Genomic DNA, 21,978 nt, shown 5'->3' on the forward strand with positions numbered 1-21,978 from the left:
ATTATGAGCGATAGTTGTAGTTCAGGAGGATGCTCCGGTTGTGCTAGTGCATCAAGTTGTGGAGTGTCAGAAGAGTTTGAAAGTTTGTTGGTTGATCAAAATCAATTTAGCGATATAAGAAAAGTAATTGGTGTTATTAGTGGTAAAGGTGGAGTTGGAAAATCTTTAATAACTTCCATGCTTGCTACCGGAATGATGAAAAGAGGTAAGGAAGTTGCAATTTTAGATGCTGATGTTACAGGACCTTCAATACCTAAATCTTTTGGAATTGATAGTAAAGCTAAAATTGATGAAAGAGGAATTATTCCTTGTAGAACTGAAAATGGAATAAAAATAATGAGTATAAATTTATTGCTTGAAAAAGAAACAGATCCTGTCATTTGGAGAGGACCTGTTATAGGTGGAGTAATAAAACAATTTTGGACAGATGTAGTTTGGGAAAATGTGGATTATATGTTTGTTGATATGCCACCTGGAACGGGGGATGTTCCACTAACAGTTTTCCAATCATTACCTGTAGATGGAATTATAATTGTGACATCTCCTCAGGATTTGGTTTCTATGATTGTAGAAAAAGCGGTTAAAATGGCAAGAATGATGAATATTCCAATTATTGGAATAGTTGAAAATATGAGTTATTTTAAATGCCCTTGCTGTAATGAAGAAGTAAATATATTTGGTGAAAGTGATTTACCTTATATTTCAAGAAAATTTGGACTTACTAATGTTGCAAAGATTCCTCTTGATAAAAAAATACCTGAAATGGTTGATGAAGGTGAAGCCGAAAAAATAGACACTGATTGCTTAACAGATATACTAGATGTAATAGAAAAATTATAGAGAGAACGCGTTCAGTACGAACGTGTTTTTTTATGTGGTAAAAATAAGATTTTTTATAGACTTAAAGGGCTTACTATTTCTAAAATTGAAATTAAGTACTTTTTGGTGTATAATTATTGTAAAATATGGATTAAATAAGAGGTTTTTATGGAGCATTTTAAATTAAATTTGGAAAGTGATTTTAAATTTGATGACATTGTTGTAGCTCTAGGAAATTTTGATGGCTTTCATAGAGGACATCAAAAATTGATTTCGGAATTAAATAATGTAAAATTAAATAAAGGTTATAAGAGTGCGGTTTTTCTTTTTGAAAATCATACAAAAGATTTGATTTTTCATCAAAATGCAAGTAGGATAATGTCCTTTGAGGATAAATTAAAAAAACTAGAGAGTTTTAAAATAGATTATGTATTTAGTATTGAATTTTCTGAAAAAATTAAAAATCTTTCTCCAACAGAATTTTTAGATTTTTTAACTATCAATCTAAATATAAAACATATTGTGGTTGGAAAAGATTACAGATTTTCAAAAAATCGTGGAGGAAATACGGATTTTATAAAATCATATATGAAAGAAAAAAGTTTATCTTGTACCATTGTTGATAAATTAAACTATGGTGATATTGAAATCAGCAGTACAAAAATAATTGAATACATAAAATCAGGAAAAATTGAATTGGCAAATGATTTGTTAGGAGATAATTATTCAATTAAGGGAAAAGTAACTCACGGCTTTCAAAGAGGAAGAAATCTTGGTTATCCTACAGCAAATTTGGAGATTTCTTTTAATTATGTTATGGTAAAAGAGGGAGTCTATTTTACCAAAACTATAGTAGATAAAAAGGAATATTTTAGTTTTTCAAGTGTTGGATATAATCCGACTTTTGATAATAAAAAATGCACGATAGAATCTCATATATTTGATTTTGATGGAGATATTTATGGGAAAAATATTGAACTTTGTTTTTTGGAAAGACTTAGGGATAATATAAAATTTAATTCTGTTGAGGAACTCATAGAGCAATTAAAAAAAGATGAAATTAGATGTAGAGAATTAATTAAGAATATAAAATAGGAGATAAATATGAAACAAATTTTAGTTACCGGAGGGGCTGGATATATTGGCTCTCATACTTGTATAGAACTTTTAAATGAAGGATATGAAGTTGTAATAATTGATAATTTTTACAATTCCAGTGAAAAAGTTTTAAAGATAATAGAAGAGCTCAGTGGTAAAAAATTCAAATTTTACAAAGGCGATATTAGAGATAAAGAAATACTTAGAAAGATTTTTTCGGAAAATGATATTTATGGAGTAATTCATTTTGCAGGACTTAAGGCTGTTGGAGAATCTGTTGAAAAACCTATAGAATATTATGATAATAATATTAATGGAAGTATAAAACTTATAGAAGTTATGAGAGAATTTAATGTAAAAAATATAATTTTTAGTTCTTCTGCAACAGTTTATGGGAAGCCAAAATCAGTTCCTATAAAAGAAGATTTTTCACTTTCTGTAACTAATCCTTATGGAAGAACAAAATTATTTTTAGAAGAAATTTTTACAGATTTATATATTTCTGATAATGAATGGAATGTTATTCTTCTTAGATATTTTAATCCGATTGGAGCTCATAAGAGTGGTAGAATAGGGGAAAATCCGAATGGAATTCCAAATAATTTAGTTCCATATATAACTCAAGTAGCAGTTGGTAAATTGGATTATGTTAGAGTCTTTGGAGATGACTATGAAACAAAAGATGGAACAGGTGTAAGGGATTATATTCATGTTTTAGATTTAGCATTAGGTCATATAAAGGCAATTAAAAAGTTTGAAGATAGTAAGGCTGTTAGAATTTATAATCTTGGAACAGGCGAAGGTTATAGTGTTCTTGATATGATTAAAAATTTTGAAGAAGTTACAGGTAAAAAGATAAAATATTTAGTTACTCCAAGAAGAAGCGGAGATATTGCAGAATGTTATGCTGATTCTACTAAGGCAAAAAAAGAGCTTGGCTGGGAAGCTAAATATGGAATAAGAGAAATGTGTGAAGACAGTTGGAGATGGCAAGTAAATAATCCAAATGGATATGAGGATTAAAGAGGTTTATAAAAATGGATACGAAAAGTATTTACTACGAAACTAATATAGTTAAGGCAATATTACATTTTGCAATACCGGGAATTTTGAGTATTCTTATTGCGGAATTATATAATATGGTTGATACATTTTTCGTTGGTAGATATGTCGGAGCTGATTCAATCGGGGCTTTAAGTGTAGTTTTTCCGCTCCAAAGACTTGTTATTGCAATTTCTGTTTGTCTTGGTATAGGAGTTTCAAATTTAATTTCCAGAAGACTTGGAGAAAAAAGAAATAAAGATATAACAAAATATACCACAGCTGTAAATGGACTAACTTTACTTATTATATTTGCAGTTACAATAATATCAATTCTTTTTGTTGAGAATATTTGCGTGTTTTTAGGAGCTAGAAATAATATTCTGATGTATTCCATCAAATATCTAAGAATTGTTATGTGTGGCAGTATTTTTTTAGCATTTACAACGGTTTTCGGTTATATGAACATAGCTTACGGAAATATGAAAGTTATGCTAATTGCTTCAAGTATTGGAGCTTTAATAAATATAGTTGTAGATTATATTTTAATTAAAAATTTGAATATGGCTGTAGAAGGAGCTGCGATTGCCACTATTTCGAGCCAATTTATATCTTTTTTATTTTCATTTGTTTTTGTAAAAAAATTACAGAAAGAAAATAATTTCAGCTTAATTCCAAGACTTGACTCGAAAATTTCATTTAATATTTTAGCAATAGGTTTTTCTTCATTTATAATAGAATTTTCAGATGCTATATTAATAAGTGTCCTTAATCATTTGCTTTTACCGGTTGGCGGTAATGATGCGATTATTCTAGTAGGAGTAATAACAAAAGTTTCTATGTTTATGTTTGTTGCTATGATAGGAGTAAGCAGTTCAATTCAACCACTTATTTCGTTCAACTATGGTGCAAAAAATTTTGTTAAAATCAAGAAAATTTTAAAAACAGGATTTATTTTTGTATTTTCATTATCCACTCTTATATGGATATTTATGAATTATAATGTTAAATTTATTATAGGTCTATTTTTAAAAGACGAAAGACTTTTACAAATGGCTGCAGATAGTTTTAAATATGTAATTTTAGTTTTTCCAATTTTAAGTTTTTATTACATTTGTATATACTTTTTCCAATCAGTCGGTAAGGAAAAATATAATTTTTTCTTATCAATTTATAGAGAAACACTTCTATATATTCCGATAGTTATAATTATGGTAGGAAGATTTGGTGTTTTAGGAGCATGGATTAGTTATCCGATAGTTGATTTTATTTCTGCTATAACAGGATTTATCTTGCTTTTAAAAACTGTTAAAAAGATTAGTACTTTTTAGGAGGTCGTTATGGATTTAGGTAAAATTAGAGAAGATTTAGAAATTTGTATGGATGAACTTATCGAAAAAGCTAAATTTGAAGAGGGAGACATCTTTGTTTTAGGTTGTAGTACAAGTGAGGTAAAAGGAAAACATATAGGAAAAGACACTGATATTGAAGTAGGAAAGCTAATTGTTGAAACTATAAAAGAAAAGTTAGATAAAATTAAAGTTAATTTTGCTGTTCAATGTTGTGAACATTTGAATAGAGCAATAGTTATAGAAAAAGAAGTTGCGATTAAAAATAATTTTGAAATAGTTAATGTAGTACCACAAAAAAATGCGGGTGGTGGAGTAGCTACTTCTGCATACGAATTATTTAAAAATCCTGTGGTTGTAGAAAAAATAGTTGCAAAAGCAGGACTTGATATAGGAGATACATCAATCGGAATGCATGTTAAATTTGTTCAGATACCGGTAAGATTATCAATAAAAGAAATAGGAAATGCACATTTAACAGCATTAACTTCTAGACCGAAATTGATTGGAGGAAGTAGAGCAGTTTATCAATAATTAATTGGAGAATATATGTTTGAATTTTTAAAAGATATAAAAGAACTGGAAGATGTAGAAAGTGTTGAGAAAATAAATAAAGGATATTCTAAAGATGAAAAGTTTAAGATAAAATTAAAAAATAAAGATGAGTATTTGCTTTTAAGATTATCTGACATTTCTCTTTATGAACAAAAAGAGAAAGAATATGAAGTTATTTCAAAATTTTCTAAACTAGGCTTTGAAATGTCAAAGCCTATAAGTTTTGGAATATGTAATGATAAAAAGAATGTCTATATGCTCTTATCTTGGATTAACGGAGTTGATTTAAGTGATGTGCTTCCAAAACTTTCAAGCGAAGAACAATATTTACTTGGAAGAAAAGCAGGGAAAATTCTAAAAGCTATTCACAGTCTAAAAGTTGAGGACAAAAATTTTGATGATAGGCTTAAAATAAAATTGTTGGATAAAATAGAAAAATATGAATCATCTGATGTGAGAGTTGAAAATGACAGTAATTTTATTGAATATGTTAAAAGGAATGTAGATAAAGTTTGTGGAAATTATTCTTATTTACATGGAGACTTTCATCCTTCAAATTTAATTTTAATGGAAAATAATGAGATAGGAGTTATAGATTTTAATCGTTGGGAAATATACAACTCTTATGAGGAATTTTATAAATTGGAAAGTTTCGGGATAGAGTTTAGTATTCCATACTGTGTAGGGCAGATTGACTCCTATTTTGAAGATGATGTTCCGAATGAATTTTGGGAGATTCAAGCAATTTATGTAGCTTGTTATACCTTGTATTCAATTAAATGGGCTGAAAAATTTGGAGAAAAAGAAATTCTTGGAATGAAGAGAAGATTTTATAAGACTTTTGAAAATTATGAGAATTTTAAAACAATTATACCTAAATGGTATTATGATTATAAAAATAATAAAGGCTATTCGCTTTAAAACGAATAGCCTTTTTCTCTATTTAGAATAGTTTGGAGCTTCTTTAATTATTTGAACATCATGTGGGTGAGATTCAATAAGTCCAGCACCTGTCATTTTAACAAATTGTGCAGTATCTCTTAAAGTTTGTAAGTCTTTAGCGCCTGTATATCCCATGCCTGCTCTAATTCCACCTACGATTTGATAGATTGCATCTGCTAAAGTTCCCTTATAAGGAATTCTTCCTTCAATGCCTTCCGGAACAAGTTTTTTACCTTCTTCTTGGAAGTATCTATCTTTTGATCCTTTTTCCATTGCCGCAAGAGATCCCATACCTCTGTATGTTTTAAATCTTCTTCCTTGGAAAATTTCAAATTCTCCCGGAGATTCATCAGTACCTGCAAGCATTGAACCTAACATTACAACATTTCCACCTGCAGCAAGTGCTTTAACAACATCACCTGAATATTTTAATCCACCGTCTGCAATAATTGTTTTTCCCATTTCTCTAGCAACAGTAGCACAATCATAAACAGCTGTAATTTGTGGAACTCCTACACCTGCAACAACTCTTGTTGTACAAATTGATCCCGGACCAACACCAACTTTAACAACATCAGCACCTGCTTCAAAAAGTGTTCTAGTTGCTTCTGCTGTTACAACATTACCTGCAATAATATCAAGGTCAGGATATTTTTCTCTAATTTCTTTAACCTTATTAACAACTCCCATAGAATGACCATGAGCAGTGTCTATAACTAGAGCGTCAACACCTGCATTTACGAGAGCTTCAACTCTTTCAAAAGTGTCTGCACCTGTTCCAACTGAAGCTGCAACAAGAAGTCTTCCTTGAGCATCTTTTGCTGAATTTGGATATTTAACAACTTTTTCTATATCTTTGATAGTAATTAAGCCTGTTAAAATTCCTTTATCATTTACTAGAGGTAATTTTTCTATTTTATGATTTCTTAAAATTTTTGCTGCATCATCCAAAGTAGTATGAGAAGGAGCTGTTACTAAATTTTCTTTTGTCATTACTGTATCTATTTTTACAGAATAATCTTCTAAAAATCTTAAATCTCTATTAGTCAAAATTCCAACTAATTTTTTTTCTTCCATTGAATTAACTATTGGAACACCTGAAATTCTATATTTTCTCATCAAATCTTCAGCTTCTTGAACATTATGATCCGGAGTTAAGAAAAATGGGTCATTAATAACGCCACTTTCTGAACGTTTAACTTTTTTAACTTCTTCGGCTTGAAGTTCAATTGGCATATTTTTATGTATTACACCAAGTCCACCTTCTCTAGCCATAGCAATTGCCATCTTATGTTCTGTTACAGTATCCATTGCAGCAGAAATAACAGGAATATTTAATTTGATTTTCTTAGTAAGTTGTGATGTTAAATTAACATCCTTTGGTAGAACTTCACTCTTTGCCGGTATTAAAAGTACATCATCAAATGTTAAGCCTTCTTTTTGAAATTTTGTTTCCCACATAATATTTTCTCCTCCTAGATTAAATTATTTTATTTAAACATATTTTTAAAAAATTTTAATAATAATTATAATATATAAATATTCAAAATTGAAAATTTTGAAATTTAAAAAATATTGAATTACACAAAATTTATTAAAAAAATATATTAACATATATTATACAACAATTTATAAAAAAATCAATTGTAAAAAGCAAAAAATATGTAAAAATAAAAGTTTTCCTGTAAAAAAATCTAAATTTTAATAATATTCTTGTGAATTAATAAAATATAAAAAATTTTTATTACAATATCTTAGCTTTAAGATTGTAAAAATTTTAAGTGTGAATTTATGTTATAATTTCACAGTCTTAACATCATCAGTATCTTTTATTTAATGTGAAATTAGGTGCAAAAAATATTTTTAAATACCAAAACTTAATAAATTTTCGATTTTATTGAATAAATTGTAAAAAAGTTCTAAAAAAGTAATAAAAGGTATTGAAATTTTTTGCAAACTACACTATAATTTAAGTATACTATAATATTTATAGTAGATGTCCAATAAATTAGTACATAGTTGGATATGTTGTTATAGTAAAAATTTTAGGAGGTATATTAGAATGAGAGTAGAAAAAGGATTACTTTATACTGAAGATCATGATTGGGTAAAAGTTGAAGGAAATATTGCAACAGTTGGATTATCTGATTATGCACAAGATCACTTGGGAGATATAGTTTATGTTGAACTTCCAGAAGTTGATGATGAAGTTGAAGCAGGTGACTCTTTAGCATCTGTAGAATCTGTAAAAGCTGCAAGTGATATTAATGCTCCTGTTTCAGGAAAAATTGTTGAAGTTAATGAATTATTAGACGATGAACCAGGTGAAATTAACAAAGATTGTTATGCTGCATGGGTTTGCAAAATTGAAATGTCTAATCCAGCTGAATTAGAAAAATTAACTAATGACGCTGATTATGAAGCATCATTATAATAATTTCTTAAAATTAATTTTTAATAAATGCCACTTGTGTGGCATTTATTTTTTTGAAAAGGAGGTTTTATGGTAGAAAATTCCAGAAATAAAAATTTAAAATTAGGTATTATTTTTATGATTATTTCTACGCTTGGTTTTAGTTTTATGCAAATTTTTGTAAAGCTGACATCAGGCAAATTTACACTTATGCAACAAGTTTTTATGCGAAATTTTGTTATGTTAATAATTTGTGCTATATACATACTTATAAGAGGTAGTAGCTTTTTGGGTGAAAAAAGAAATAGGAAATTACTTCTCATGAGATCAGCTTTCGGATATATGGGAGTAATTTTTAATTTTTATGCTATAAATAATATGGTTGTTGCAGATGCCGGAATATTGCAGAGAACCAGTCCTATTTTTGTAGTGTTGATTGCATGTTTTTTATTTAAAGAAAAATTTACTCTAGAAAGATTTTTAACTTTAACTTTTTCTTTTATTGGTGCTATTTTTGTTGTAAGACCACAATTTAATTCCAGATTATTTCCTGCGATGGTTGCAATGAGTTCTGCACTTAGTGCATCTATCGCATATATGTGTGTTTCCAGAATTGGAAAAGCTGAAAGGACTGAAACTATAATTTTTGTGTTCTCATTATTTTCAACTATTTTCAGTTTTCCATTTATATTCAAAAATTTGATGATTCCGGATTTAAAAATTTTTATATATTTAATATTGATAGGTGTCGCATCAGCTGTTGGGCAATTTGGACTAACTATTAGTTATCAATATGCTAATGCTTCAGATGTAAGTATATTTAATTACTTAGGAATTGTATTTGTTGTAATTCTTGGAAAAGTAATACTTGGAGAGTCTGTAAGTATATACAGTTTAATTGGAATTAGCCTTATTTTCTCTATGTCATTAATGTCATATATAGTAAATTCAAGGAAAAACAAACAGAAAAAAGCCTAAAAACAGCAAATATTACATTTTTTTAATATTTTCGAGTATTTTTTTCGAAAATCTTGATTTTTTTTGTAACTATTCTGTAACCTTTGAAAAATAGGGAATTAGAATTTTGAAAAAATTACAAAAAAGTTATAAATACTAATCTCCGATTTAAAACATTGTTAATTTTTTTGTTTTTTTATGATTTTTTTTAAAAAACATTTAAATAAATTGACGATTTTATACAAAATCATTATAATTCTATTATCAGGTTAAAGCTAATTGACCTGATTAATTTAATTAAGGAGTGATTATTTGAAAAGAGCAATATTTAGGAGTGTTTTAGCATGTTTGTGTATTTATGCTACATTTTCTGGATTTTCATCTAAATCACTTGCAGACGAAAAGGTTAAAGGTTTTGTAATTTCATCAGAATCCGAAACTAAAACTATTGAAAAAGTAAACAACAGAATTTTAGATAACACTAAAGGTAGTGCATCTAAAATATCTTATGTAGTTAATATAGACGACAAGATTAGCTTCAGTTTGGCAGGTTTACTTTCATTAGATAAGGGCGGAGTTGTTATTCCTGTTAAGGATAATAATATTGATGAGACTTCTAAGGCTATTTTAAAAAACAGTGAGCAAGTGTATGTTGTTGGAGATAAAAGTTCAATTTCAGATGGTATTCTTAATGATTTAGGTATCAAGTTTAACAGAATTGGTTCAGACAATCCTGAAGATACGAATTATCATGTAAATAATTTTTTAGGTAATCGTGATCTTTTGGTTGTTGATTCCGGAAATGATTCTGATATTTTGGGTGCTGTTCATTATGCAAGAATATATAATATGAATTTGTATATTTATGATTCAACAAAACAAATTGATGAAAATATCATTTCAGAAGTTAAAAATGAAAGAAATATATATTTCTATGATGGAGTTAATTCTTTATCAGATGAAGTAAAAGCAAAAATATATAATTTATCTGAAAAGGATAAAAAAGAAATAAAGAGTTATTCTTTAGATGGAAAAGATTTATTGAAAATTTTTAAAGATAGATACTCATTAAGAAAAAATGAAAATGTTGTTTTATCAGAAAATAAAAATTTAACTGATATGTTAAGTTCTTATATTTTAGCTGATAAGAGTGGATATGAGTATTTAGTTATGGATTCAGAATCTATGAATTTAGATGTTGAAAAACTAATTTCTGAATCTGGAAGTAAAAATTTACATTATGTATCAACTGATGAGTTGGGTAAATTTGTAAACTTTAGATCTTTATTATCATCAGTCAATAAAGAAGAAGTTACAGGATTTGAAGTTAATAAGGATAAAGGTGAAATTACTGTATCAGATTCAAATTCAGATAAAAAAGCTGAAAATTCAGTTTCGGAAAAAGTTACAGTAAAATCAAATGAAAAATTAGTTGACGGTAAAATAGTTCCAAAAGAAGAGGAAAAAAAAGCAACTGAAAATTCTAATGATGAATCATCAGGTAGTAAAAGCGGTGACGGAAGTTTTGAATATAGTAAAGTTTTAGTTATGAATGCTACTTCATATACTGACGATCCTGCTGAAAACGGTGGTTACAGTACAACGAGATTAGGAACTCCTCTTAGATATGGAGTTGTAGCAGTAGATCCAAAAGTTATTCCTTTAGGAACAAAATTGTATATTGAAGGTTATGGTTATGCTGTTGCAGAAGATACAGGCGGAGCTATAAAAGGAAATAGAATAGATCTTTGTTTTACTAATAAAGCACAAGCAAATGCTTTTGGAAGAAGAAATGTAAAAGTTTATATTTTAAAATAATTAAGTATAAAGGGAAGAGAAGAAATTTTATGATTTCTTCTCTTTTTTTGTTTTATATATTTGTATTTTAAAAGTTTTGAAATTACTTTATTTAAAAGTTTAGTAATTAGTATGAACAATGGACAATCGTTTTTAAATATGATATAATAGCTTTGCTAAAAAATTAATAATATATGATTTTAATTATGAATATGGTAATAGGTCGGTCATAATGCTACATTTTATGTTTTTGGTAAATTTTGAAGTAAAATATAGCTTAAATTAATTTTTTGTTATTATATTATTTGGAGGAAAAATATGTTCGGTTATTCAAAGAAAGAATTGAGCTGGATTTTATATGATTGTGCAAATTCTGCTTATTCTATGGCGATTACTACTGCCTTGTTCCCGATTTATTTCGGAATGGTCGGTGGAAATGAAATGAATTTAGGATATTACAATTCATTTGCCAGTATTATTATAGCTATTTTAAGTCCGGTACTTGGAACTATAGCTGATTTTAAAGGTATGAAGAAAAAATTATTTACATTATTTTCAATTATTGCAATTTTTTCGACATTGTTCTTATCTTTTGCAGGACAGTTCGGATTGCCTTTATTGATGGCTTTTTTTATTTTAGGAAGTGTAACTTTTGCAGGATCTAATATTTTTTATGATGCATTTTTAGTTGATGTAACTAATGATGAGAGAATGGATAAAATTAGTACAGCAGGATTTGCGTACGGATACATAGCAAGTGTAATACCTTTTATGTTTTGTTTGGGAGCTGTTTTGATTTTCGGGATGAAAAATCCGTTAGGTTATCAAATAGGTTTTGTTATAACATCCGTCTGGTGGTTGACACTTACAATTCCAATGTATAAAAATATTGATCAAATATATGGAGTAGAACCTGTTCCTAATCCTGTTAGAGAAAGTTTTAGTACTGTTTTTCATACTTTAAAAAATATTGAGAAAAATAAGGTTGTAGTTATATTTTTATGTTCTTATTTTCTATACATTGACGGAGTAGATACTATCATAAAGATGGTTATACCTTATGCTACATCTGTTTTAGATGCAGATAAGTTTAATACACTTGTACTTTTAGGAATTTTGATTTATGTTCAAATAGTGGCATTTCCTTTTGCTATTATTTATGGAAGATTGGCCAGTAAGTTTGGAACTAGAACTATGATTAAAGTAGGAATTATAACTTATATGGTTTCAGTAATATTTGCATATTTTATGAGCAACTTAGTTCATGTTTTCGTATTATCAACATTTATAGCCTCAGCTCAAGGTGGAATTCAAGCGTTGAGTAGAAGTTATTATGCAAAAATTATTCCAAAAGAAAATGCAAATGAATTCTTCGGTTTCTATAATATTTTTGGTAAGTTTGCTGCTATAATCGGACCTTTTATTATGAGTTTGATAACTACAATAACACATAATCCAAGATATTCAATTCTTGGCATAATTCCACTATTTGTTGTAGGTTATTTAATAATGTTGCAATTACCAAAGGAAGAAAGATAATGGTTTTTAAATATGATTCAAAAAACACTTGGAAAATGAAAAGTGAATTTAAAAAAAGTAAGTTTGATATAGATTTTGAGGCTTTAAAGAAAAAAGAATTAGAAATTTTAAAAAATTTTGTTTCTTGTTGTGAAAGAATGGATTTAACTTATTATATTGGATTTGGAACTTTACTTGGTGCAATTAGACATAAAGGTTTCATTCCATGGGATGATGATATTGATGTTTGTATGCCAAGGGAAGATTATGACAAATTTGTGAGAGATGGAAGTAAGTATTTACCTGAAAATTATTTTATTCAAACAATGACTTCTGATCCTAATTATGCTTTGAATTTTGCAAAACTTCGTGATAGTGATACTACGCTTTTTGAAAAGCATGTAATTGATGTAGATATAAATCATGGAGTATTTATAGATGTTTTTCCTCTTGATGGATATATTAAAGGACAAAATAAAGTTCTAGATTTAAGGGTAAAGGAAAAGCCTGTATTTGAAGAAGCGGATACTAATGCTTTTTCAAATGCTTTAAGCGGTTTTGGAAAAAAATTGGCATATAAAATTGGTGAGACAATACCGAACAAACTAAAAACAGATCTTTCAAAAATGTCTGTTCCAAAAGATAATCCAAAATTTGAAGACTGTGAATATGTTGCTTGTTTGGTTGATAATTTTTATATATCGCCTTTTAAGAGAGAGTTTTTAGGAAAGGGAGTAAAGGTTGATTTTGAAAATTTAAAAGTCAATGCTCCCGAAAAATATGATGAATATTTAAAAGTTTTATATGGAGATTATATGAAATTACCACCAGTGGATCAAAGAGAAAATCATCATAATTTCCATCTTGCAGATGTAAATAAAAGTTTTAGAGAATATCAGGAAAAAAATTAAGCTATGAATTAAATCATGGCTTTTTTTATTTCTTTTGTAGAAATTTTTCTTAATTTTTGATATAATAATTACAGTTTTGCGCTATTTTTAAAAATTGCATAAAATTAAAAATTAGATTGATATTAATTTTAAATAATAAAGATTATAAGGAGGTGTATTATGAGAGAAGTTGTTGATAAACTTGTTGAATGGCTTAGAAATTCTGTTAAGGAAGCTAACTGTAAAGGAATAGTTTATGGTCTAAGTGGAGGAGTCGATTCAGCTGTTGTTGCTGCACTTTCAAAACTAGCCTTCGGTGATGAATCTTTAGCTATAATGATGCCTATAAATAGTTCTAAAGAAGATGAAAAAGATGCAAAGTTGGTTATAGATAAATTTAAACTTAATGCAATAAAAGTTGATTTATCTAAAACTTATTCTGTTTTTACAGATTCCCTTGAAAAAGGTGATAATTTAATGGCTTATGCAAATGTTAAGCCAAGACTTAGAATGACAACCTTGTATTATTATGGACAATTAAAAAAATATTTGGTTGTTGGAACAAGTAATAAATCAGAATTTACTGTTGGATATTTTACTAAATACGGGGATAGTGGTTCTGATCTTATGCCACTTGTGGATTTTACAAAGAAGGAAATTTATGAACTTGCAAGATTTTTGGGTGTTCCCGATAAAATAATTCAAAAGCCTCCAAGTGCAGGACTTTTTGAAAATCAAACTGATGAAGATGAAATGGGATTTTCCTATGATGATTTAGAGAAATTTATAAATAATGAAAAATTGGATAAAAATATAGAAGAGAAAATAAAAAAGATGGTAAAATTTTCTGAACACAAGAGAAATTTTGCTAAAGGATTTAGGAGGTAATTATGTCAGGACATAATAAATGGAGTACGATTAAACATAAAAAAGGAAAAGAAGATGCAAGAAGGGGTAAAATTTTTACAAAACTTGCTAGATATATAATTGTTGCAGTTAAAGAGGGTGGAGCAGATCCGGAATACAATCCCGCTTTAAAAACTGCCATAGAAAAAGCTAAAGCTGAAAATATGCCTAACGATAATATTGAAAGGGCATTAAAAAAAGGTGCTGGAGATGGAGATGCAAGCAACTATGAAACTATAATCTATGAAGGATATGGTCCGGAAGGTATTGCGGTTGTAGTTGAATGTTTAACAGATAACAGAAATAGAACTGCTGCAGATGTAAGACATGCTTTTGATAAACATGGTGGAAATCTGGGACAAAATGGTTCAGTTTTATTTATGTTTGAGAAAAAAGGGGTTATTGTTATTACAAGAGAACAAGCTGAAGAAGATGATTTAATGGACTTTGCTTTAGAAAATGGAGCTAGTGATTTTGAATCTGATGAAGAAGTTTATACAGTATATTCAGAAGTTGCAGACTTCATTACTTTAAGAGATGCACTACAAGAAAAAGGATATACTTTTAGTGCTTGTGATTTAGAATACGTTCCAAGCAACAATTCACAAATTACAAATCCTGAAAATATAAAGAAAATGGTTAAGATGATAGATCAACTTGAAGATAATGATGATGTTCAAAATGTTTATCATAATTGGGAAATACCGGAAGATTTAGATGTAGAATAAGATGAAAAAAACATTTGCTTTTTTGATTTCTTTAAGTATTATTTTATTTGTTTTATTATATTCAATAGATTTTATGGCTAAAGATATTTCTTATTATAATAATTTTCATAATGAATATAAAATCGATAAAGAGTCAGGTCTTTCTAAAGAATGGATAGAAAATGCAAGTAATTCACTTGTTGAATTTATAAAAAATGGGGACAAAGAAGTTTTAAAACATCATTTTAATAAAAAAGAAATTTCTCATATGGAAGATGTATATAAACTTTTTAAACTTGATAGAGTAGTCTATACATCTTTATTTATAATTACTTTAGTCGTGTTTTTATATAAATTACTTAAAAATGACTTTATATTTTTTAAATATATAAGAAAGTATATTTTAATAACATATATTACTGTAATTTCTTTTTTAGGCATTTGTTCTTTATTCTTTTCTGAAAGTTTTATATATTTTCATAAATTATTTTTTAATAATGATTTATGGCTTTTAGACTATGAAACAGATTTAATGATAAGAATTTTACCGGAAGAATTTTTCTTTATCTTGTTTTTGAATGTATTAGTATTATCTACTATAGGTATTTTTTTAGTTTATATTTTTCTTAAATTTAAAGACTATGAATATAATTAGGAGGAAATATGGAAGTAAAAATTGACAGAGTTGCTTTTTCTCTATTTGGAATAGATATAATGTGGTATGCCATTATAATTTGTTTTGGAATTATGGCAGGTCTTTTTGTTGCGACAAAAAATTCTAAACTTAGAAATATAAAAGAAGATGAAATTTCAAATCTTTTGCTATTTGCATTACCGATAAGTGTAATAGGAGCCAGAATATATTATGTAATATTTGAATGGGAAAATTACAAAGGCAATTTTTTATCAATGATAAATATTAGAGAAGGTGGACTTGCGATATATGGCGCTGTAATTGCCGCTATTATTGTGGTTTATTTTTTCGGTAAATATAGAAAAATTGATTTTAGAGATTTAGCTGATGTTTGTGCACCGGGGCTTATACTCGGTCAAGCAATAGGGAGATGGGGAAATTTTATAAATCAAGAGGCTCACGGAACTGAAACTAATTTACCTTGGGCGGTTATAATAGATGGAAAAAAATATCATCCAACATTTTTATATGAATCAATTGGAAATTTTTTGATTTTTATTTTTTTGATGGTTTACATCAGAAAATATCAAAAGAAAAAGGGAGAGGTTTTACTCCTTTATGCAATTCTATATGGAGTAGTAAGATTTTTTGTTGAAGGTTTGAGAACTGATAGCTTAATGTTTTTAGGATTCAGAGTTTCACAAGTCTTATCTTTAGTTGGAGTAATTATAGGAAGTGTATTATTCTTTTTGAATAGAAAATATGGGAAAGATATTTAATGATTTACAATTTAATATTTTTAAACAAAAAATTTTAACTACATAGATTTATTTTATGTAGTTTTTTTGTATAAAAAATTAGATAAATTTAGAAATTTAAAAAATATTTTTGGAAAATTACTCCACTTTTTTATAATTTTTTTATAAATATTGAAAATTACAGAAGTTTATTAGAATATGAATTTTAATTTGTTAAAAAATTTTTATTAAAAAGGGTTGCAAAATATGAAAAAATAGTATAAAATATAAGTGTAATAATAATTGTGGTATAATATGGAGTAAAATGGAGTTAGTTTTTAGGAGGTGATGGCATTGTTTTTAGGAGATTTTCCACATACTTTAGATGATAAAGGCAGATTAATTATGCCATCAAAATTTAGAAATGAACTGGGAGCTAATTTTATAGTAACTCGCGGACTTGAAGGTTGTCTGTTTGTTTTTACTGAAAAAAAGTGGATTGAATTTACAGAACAATTAAATTCAAAGAGTTTTAGTAAAAAAGATGTTCGTTCAATTACAAGATTCTTTTGTAGTTGTGCGATGAATACCGATTTGGATAAGCAAGGAAGATTTGTAGTAAATAAAAATTTGCGTGAATTTGCAGAAATTGAAAGAGATGTAATGATTATCGGAGTTTCAGACAGAATCGAAATATGGTCTAAAGAAAAATGGGATGAATATAGTAAAGCTGAATACAGTGACGATGCTATTATGTCTGAAAGATTTGACGGTCTTGATTTTTAAGGAATATGTTTATGGAATTTAATCATATACCGATAATGTTAGATGAAGTAATAGATGGTTTAGATATAAAACCTGACGGCATTTATGTAGATTTGACTGTTGGTGGTGCAGGTCATTCAACAGAGATATTAAAAAGAATAAAAAATGGAAAACTTATTTGTGTTGATCAGGATGAAGAGGCTTTGTCGGTTGCCAAGGAAAGACTTTTAAAAATTTCAGATAATGTTTTGTTTTATAAAGGCAATTTTGAAAATTTTAAGGAGATATTGGATTATTTAGGTATCGACAAGGTTGACGGTGTATTATTGGATATCGGAGTTTCTTCATATCAAATAGATAACGGACAGAGAGGTTTTTCATATATGATTGATGCTCCATTGGATATGAGAATGGACAGAGATCTTAAAAAAAGTGCATTTGATGTTGTAAATTATTACAATTCTGAAGATTTAGAATATATTTTTTATAACTATGGTGAAGAAAAATGGACAAAGAGAATTGTAGAATTTATTGTTAATTATAGAAAAGAAAAGTTAATAGAAACTACTTTCGAATTAGTTGATATTATTGAAAGAGCTATTCCGAAATCCGTTAGGGCAAAAGGCGGACATCCTGCAAAGAGAGTATTCCAAGCTATAAGGATTGAGGTTAATAGAGAGCTTGAAGTTATTAAAAAAGTTATTCCCAACATTGTAGATAGACTAAATAAAGATGGTAGATTATGTATTATTACTTTTCATTCTTTGGAAGACAGAATTGTTAAGGATTCCTTTAAAGAATTGGCAAGAGGTTGTATTTGCCCTAAGGAATTATATGTTTGTGTTTGTCACAACAAACCGAAAATAAAAATCTTAACAAAAAAACCACTAATACCTTCCAAAGAAGAGATGAATGAAAATTCAAGATCGAAAAGTTCGAAATTGAGGATTTGTTCAAAAATTTAGGAGGATGATTTATATGAGCACGGCTCAAGTAAAATATATTAATGTTTCAGGCGAGAGAATTTCAGAGCAAAATACAAAAGCCTACGGAATTACCAGAGAATCCAGTTTATATAAAAATATTACACTTTTTATATTCACTTTTATTACATTAGTTTTTAGTGTAGTAATTTTATATGGATATCTAAATATTGCTCAACAAAATAGAATAATAAATACACTAAACTCTGAAATTCGCTCGTTAGAAACTGAAAGAGATGATTATAATATGAAACTTGAGCCTTATAAATCTGTTGATAGAATTGCAAAGCTTGCAAGACTTAATTATAATATGGATTTTCCTAAAAAGGAACAAGTTAAATATTTGGATAAGATTGATTAATTTATTTTATTGTGAAATAACAAGGTTCCCTAGCACCCGGGAGAAGGGTGGGGTTCTTATTAAACTTAGACAAGGGGAGTTTAAATGAAAAATAAGAAATATAGTATTAAAAATAAAACAGTCTCTTCTCGTTCGGCTGTTTTATTTTTTATTTTTATAATACTTTTTAGCACTATAATTTTTAAATTGGCATATTTACAATTATATTCAAATAATAAATATAGTATTGAACAATTTAAAGATTCAGTAAGTTATACTTCACTTGAGGCTAAAAGAGGTTCAATTTTTGATAGAAATGGAAATACATTAGCAAAGAGTATAAGCGTATATAACGGATATTTTTCTACTTTTGATTATAATCGTTATAAAAAATCTAATTCGAAACTTAAAGATGTAGAAACAAAGAAATTAGATAAAATCTTTGATATACTACAGTTGAATAAAGAAGAAATATTTGAAAAAGCAGATCAATATAATAATTTGTTGATAAAGAAAGATATTACTGAAGAACAGAATGCAACTGTTAAGTCTAAAAATTCTCTTATTGTTAGTGTTACTAATAATAAAGAAGTGTATTTTTCAGTATTAGAATATGATAAATTTAAACTTTATACTCAAAAAGCCAGAGAGGCGGAAGAGAAAAAATTAGATGAAATTTTTTCAGTGCTTGAGCTTGATAAGAAAAAAGTATTTGATAGAGCGGATAGAGGTACTAACTTTAGAATAAAAAAAAGTATAAGTCCTGAATTGGCAAAAGAAATTAAAGAAATAAATTCTTCCATAATTAGTGTTGAAATAGAACAGAGTAGAAATTATATAGATGGAACTTTAGCCCCTTTTGTACTTGGTCATACAAGTGAAAATGGAGGTCAAAGTGGAGTTGAAAATTCACTTAACGAGACTCTTTCCGGAACAAATGGCTCTAAAAGAGTTATAAGAGAAAATTTAAATAAGTCTGTAGAAGATGTTATTGAAGCAAAAGATGGAAAAGATTTATATCTAACTATAGATAGTACAATCCAAAAATATGTTTCAGAATATGGTCAACAATATTTTGAAAAAGAAAAACCGCTTAAAATGACTGTTATTGTATCAGATGTAACGAATGGAGATATTGTAGCTATGGATAGTTTTCCAAAATATGATACAAATAATCCGACAGTCCCTCTCGATAATGATACAGTTAAAGAATTTGACAGTTTAGAAGAAAAAGAACGATTAGAAAGAATATTTTCTATGTGGAGAAATCCGGCGGTAAGTGATACTTATGAACCGGGATCTGTATTTAAACTTATAACAGCATCTTCATCATTGGAAGAAAATACAGATACTTTAGATTCTACTTTTTATTGTAACGGATTTATTAAAGATATTCCGGGAATTACACTTAGATGTTTTAACTGGCAAAATCCACATGGGAAAGAGACTTTTACTGAGGCACTAGATAACAGTTGTAACCCTGCTTTTGTACAAATGGTTAGACATTTGGGTAAAGAAAAGTTTTTTAGATATATAAATGGATTTGGTTTTGGTAATAAAACAGGAATTAATTTACCTGGAGAGTCTGTTGGACAAACACCAAAATCATTATCGGATATAGGTGCTGCCGAACTTGCAACAATGAGTTATGGACATGGTATTTCTGTTACTCCTATTCAGATGATTACAGCGGCAAATGCTGTCGTAAATGGAGGATATTTATTAGAACCGCAAATCAGTATTAAGAATGTTGAGAAAGATTCTGAAGGAAAAATTAAAATAAAAGATAATGAAGCTATTGTTAAAAATCAAATTATTTCGAAAGAAACAAGTGATAAAATGAGAGTTTTAATGGAACATGGTGTAACTGATGGTATTGCTAATAAAGTCTATTCTAATAAAGTGAGAATTGGGGGAAAGTCAGGAACTACAATTAAAGCGGTAAATGGTAAGTATGATGATCAAAAGACAGTTGCTTCATTATATATTACATTTCCTATCGATAATCCAAAATATAGTATTTTGATTGTTTTTGACGAGCCTAAGGCTAATACTGGTGGTAGTAGCGTATGTTCTCCACTAGCAAAAAAACTTGCTGAAGAAATAGTTGACTACAAGCAAATTACAAATAGTAATGATGAAAATGGTATAGTAAGAAAGACAAAAGTTCCAGATGTTAGAGGTCTTACTTTGGAATATGCATCAGAACTTTTAAAAGGACAATATTTAAATTATAGTGTAGAAGGTTCCGGTTCTTCAAAATCTGTTGTTACCGGACAAAGTGAAGAACCTGAAAAGAGATTAGTTGAAGGAAGTACGGTTAATTTGACCGTTTCTGATGATGAAAATGAAAAATTATTAGTTGTTGATTTTTCAAATATGTCTTATCAACAAGCTATGAATGTAGTAAATAAGATGGGGTACAAATATAAAACTTCCGGAGGTAAAGGAAAATTTGTATCTTCAAACAAACAAATAGGAAGTTATATTTCAAAAGATGAAGAAATAGTTCTAACATTTGAAGATTAATTTAGGAGATGATAAAATGAGTATATCAAGATTTACAATTTGTAGTATTTTGCTTGGTTTTTTTCTAACAATTATTATAGCAAAATTTTCAATTCCATATCTAAGAAAATTTAAACTTGGTCAAAATATAAGAGATGATGGTCCTCAAAGTCATCTATCTAAAGCCGGAACACCAACTATGGGGGGAGTGTTTTTTGTAATTGCCATAATACTTACAACATTTTTCTTAGGTAATTTTTCTAGAGAAGTATTTGCTGTATTAATTGGAATGTTAGGCTTTACACTTATTGGTTTTTTGGATGACTTTTTCAAACTCGTTATGAAAAGATCTTTAGGACTTACAGAAATTCAAAAATTAATTATTCAATTTATAATAAGTATTATTGTAATAATTTTTATAGAAAAAGTTGTAGGAACAGATTTAAGATACCAATTGATTCCTTTTGTAAAAGATCCGGTAAATTTTGGTTGGTTTATTTATCCAATATTAGTTTTTGTAATGATTGGAACTGCAAATGCGACAAATTTAACTGATGGATTGGATGGGCTTTCTTCTTCAGTATCAATTCCAGTGTTTTTAGGACTTGGACTAATAAGTTCTTCAAGATTTCCAAGCGTTGGAGTGTTTTCTTTAGTATTTATGGCAAGCTTAATGGGTTTTGTTATGTTTAACTCATATCCTGCTAGAGTATTTATGGGAGATACCGGTTCAATGGCTTTAGGTGGTGCAATAGCAACAATATGTATATTAAATGGGATGATTTTCTACTTGCCAATTATTGGCGGAATTTATGTTATAGAAGCATTATCTGTTATTATTCAGGTTGTTAGTTATAAAACTAGGAATAAAAAGAGAGTTTTCTTGATGAGCCCTATCCATCATCATTATGAATTAAAAGGGTATAAGGAACCACAAATTGTAACATCCTTTGCTGTAATTAGTGGGATATTGACAATAATATCAGTATATTTGTTTTTTAATATTTAATAGGAGTATT

21 protein-coding genes are annotated in these 21,978 nt (G+C 28.0%); 20 read left to right on the plus strand and 1 reads right to left on the minus strand.

Annotation, left to right across the window (positions count from 1 at the left end; all coding sequences use genetic code 11):
- Positions 1 to 3 precede the first annotated feature (3 nt).
- The 6 genes from ACMX2D_RS04960 to ACMX2D_RS04985 all read left to right on the plus strand — a co-directional run bounded on the left by ACMX2D_RS04960 (position 4) and on the right by ACMX2D_RS04985 (position 5,783).
- Positions 4 to 840: an Mrp/NBP35 family ATP-binding protein gene (locus tag ACMX2D_RS04960; RefSeq protein WP_009448619.1), complete on the plus strand. Its 837-nt coding sequence runs from the start codon at positions 4 to 6 to the stop codon at positions 838 to 840.
- Between the two features lie 147 nt (positions 841 to 987).
- Positions 988 to 1,914, plus strand: a complete 927-nt coding sequence (locus tag ACMX2D_RS04965; RefSeq protein ID WP_414972952.1) for a bifunctional riboflavin kinase/FAD synthetase — start codon at positions 988 to 990, stop codon at positions 1,912 to 1,914.
- Positions 1,915 to 1,923: 9 nt separating this feature from the next.
- Positions 1,924 to 2,940, plus strand: a complete 1,017-nt coding sequence (galE, locus tag ACMX2D_RS04970; protein ID WP_414971302.1) for a UDP-glucose 4-epimerase GalE — start codon at positions 1,924 to 1,926, stop codon at positions 2,938 to 2,940.
- A gap of 14 nt (positions 2,941 to 2,954) precedes the next feature.
- Complete coding sequence (locus ACMX2D_RS04975; protein WP_414971303.1) at positions 2,955 to 4,289, plus strand: MATE family efflux transporter; 1,335 nt, start codon at positions 2,955 to 2,957, stop codon at positions 4,287 to 4,289.
- Positions 4,290 to 4,298: 9 nt separating this feature from the next.
- On the plus strand, positions 4,299 to 4,841 hold the full coding sequence (locus ACMX2D_RS04980) for a TIGR01440 family protein (protein WP_118058591.1): 543 nt from the start codon (positions 4,299 to 4,301) through the stop codon (positions 4,839 to 4,841).
- Between the two features lie 15 nt (positions 4,842 to 4,856).
- On the plus strand, positions 4,857 to 5,783 hold the full coding sequence (locus ACMX2D_RS04985; RefSeq protein WP_414972954.1) for an aminoglycoside phosphotransferase family protein: 927 nt from the start codon (positions 4,857 to 4,859) through the stop codon (positions 5,781 to 5,783).
- 18 nt (positions 5,784 to 5,801) lie between these two features.
- Here ACMX2D_RS04985 and guaB read toward each other — a convergent pair whose 3' ends face one another.
- Positions 5,802 to 7,265 (minus strand): IMP dehydrogenase, encoded by a 1,464-nt coding sequence (gene guaB / locus ACMX2D_RS04990; protein WP_414971306.1) that lies wholly within the window; start codon positions 7,263 to 7,265, stop codon positions 5,802 to 5,804.
- A 601-nt stretch (positions 7,266 to 7,866) separates the two neighbouring features.
- Here guaB and gcvH point away from each other — a divergent pair.
- From gcvH to mraY, 14 genes are all read left to right on the plus strand, one after another.
- Complete coding sequence (gene gcvH, locus ACMX2D_RS04995; protein ID WP_009449025.1) at positions 7,867 to 8,238, plus strand: glycine cleavage system protein GcvH; 372 nt, start codon at positions 7,867 to 7,869, stop codon at positions 8,236 to 8,238.
- Between the two features lie 69 nt (positions 8,239 to 8,307).
- Positions 8,308 to 9,195, plus strand: a complete 888-nt coding sequence (locus ACMX2D_RS05000; RefSeq protein ID WP_414972956.1) for a DMT family transporter — start codon at positions 8,308 to 8,310, stop codon at positions 9,193 to 9,195.
- A gap of 291 nt (positions 9,196 to 9,486) precedes the next feature.
- Positions 9,487 to 10,992 carry a 3D domain-containing protein gene (locus ACMX2D_RS05005; RefSeq protein ID WP_414972957.1) on the plus strand — a complete coding sequence of 502 codons (1,506 nt, stop codon included), beginning with the start codon at positions 9,487 to 9,489 and terminating at the stop codon, positions 10,990 to 10,992.
- A 297-nt stretch (positions 10,993 to 11,289) separates the two neighbouring features.
- Positions 11,290 to 12,510, plus strand: coding sequence for an MFS transporter (locus tag ACMX2D_RS05010; RefSeq protein ID WP_414971310.1), 1,221 nt, complete (start codon positions 11,290 to 11,292; stop codon positions 12,508 to 12,510).
- The gene (locus ACMX2D_RS05015) at positions 12,510 to 13,400 is read left to right on the plus strand and encodes a LicD family protein (protein ID WP_414972959.1); all 891 of its coding nucleotides are present in this window, start codon (positions 12,510 to 12,512) and stop codon (positions 13,398 to 13,400) included. The genes ACMX2D_RS05010 and ACMX2D_RS05015 overlap by 1 nt, the downstream gene beginning before the upstream one ends.
- A 159-nt stretch (positions 13,401 to 13,559) precedes the next feature.
- On the plus strand, positions 13,560 to 14,267 hold the full coding sequence (gene nadE / locus ACMX2D_RS05020) for an NAD(+) synthase (RefSeq protein ID WP_414972961.1): 708 nt from the start codon (positions 13,560 to 13,562) through the stop codon (positions 14,265 to 14,267).
- 2 nt (positions 14,268 to 14,269) lie between these two features.
- Positions 14,270 to 15,013 (plus strand): YebC/PmpR family DNA-binding transcriptional regulator, encoded by a 744-nt coding sequence (locus ACMX2D_RS05025; RefSeq protein WP_009448967.1) that lies wholly within the window; start codon positions 14,270 to 14,272, stop codon positions 15,011 to 15,013.
- Between the two features lies 1 nt (position 15,014).
- Entirely contained in the window at positions 15,015 to 15,647 is a 633-nt protein-coding gene (locus ACMX2D_RS05030; protein ID WP_414972963.1) for a TIGR01906 family membrane protein, read from the plus strand.
- 8 nt (positions 15,648 to 15,655) lie between these two features.
- Positions 15,656 to 16,405 (plus strand): prolipoprotein diacylglyceryl transferase, encoded by a 750-nt coding sequence (gene lgt, locus ACMX2D_RS05035; protein WP_414972964.1) that lies wholly within the window; start codon positions 15,656 to 15,658, stop codon positions 16,403 to 16,405.
- 312 nt (positions 16,406 to 16,717) lie between these two features.
- The gene (gene mraZ / locus ACMX2D_RS05040) at positions 16,718 to 17,149 is read left to right on the plus strand and encodes a division/cell wall cluster transcriptional repressor MraZ (RefSeq protein WP_414971351.1); all 432 of its coding nucleotides are present in this window, start codon (positions 16,718 to 16,720) and stop codon (positions 17,147 to 17,149) included.
- Between the two features lie 11 nt (positions 17,150 to 17,160).
- Entirely contained in the window at positions 17,161 to 18,093 is a 933-nt protein-coding gene (gene rsmH, locus ACMX2D_RS05045; RefSeq protein ID WP_414972965.1) for a 16S rRNA (cytosine(1402)-N(4))-methyltransferase RsmH, read from the plus strand.
- A gap of 13 nt (positions 18,094 to 18,106) precedes the next feature.
- A complete protein-coding gene (locus tag ACMX2D_RS05050; protein WP_009448488.1) occupies positions 18,107 to 18,472 on the plus strand; it encodes a septum formation initiator family protein in 366 nt (121 codons plus the stop codon).
- Between the two features lie 84 nt (positions 18,473 to 18,556).
- A complete protein-coding gene (locus ACMX2D_RS05055) occupies positions 18,557 to 20,980 on the plus strand; it encodes a penicillin-binding transpeptidase domain-containing protein (RefSeq protein WP_414972966.1) in 2,424 nt (807 codons plus the stop codon).
- Positions 20,981 to 20,996: 16 nt separating this feature from the next.
- Positions 20,997 to 21,968, plus strand: a complete 972-nt coding sequence (gene mraY, locus ACMX2D_RS05060; protein ID WP_414972968.1) for a phospho-N-acetylmuramoyl-pentapeptide-transferase — start codon at positions 20,997 to 20,999, stop codon at positions 21,966 to 21,968.
- The last annotated feature ends 10 nt before the right edge of the window (positions 21,969 to 21,978 follow it).

Origin of the sequence: Parvimonas oralis (assembly GCF_047608425.1) — a bacterium.
Classification (GTDB): domain Bacteria; phylum Bacillota; class Clostridia; order Tissierellales; family Peptoniphilaceae; genus Parvimonas.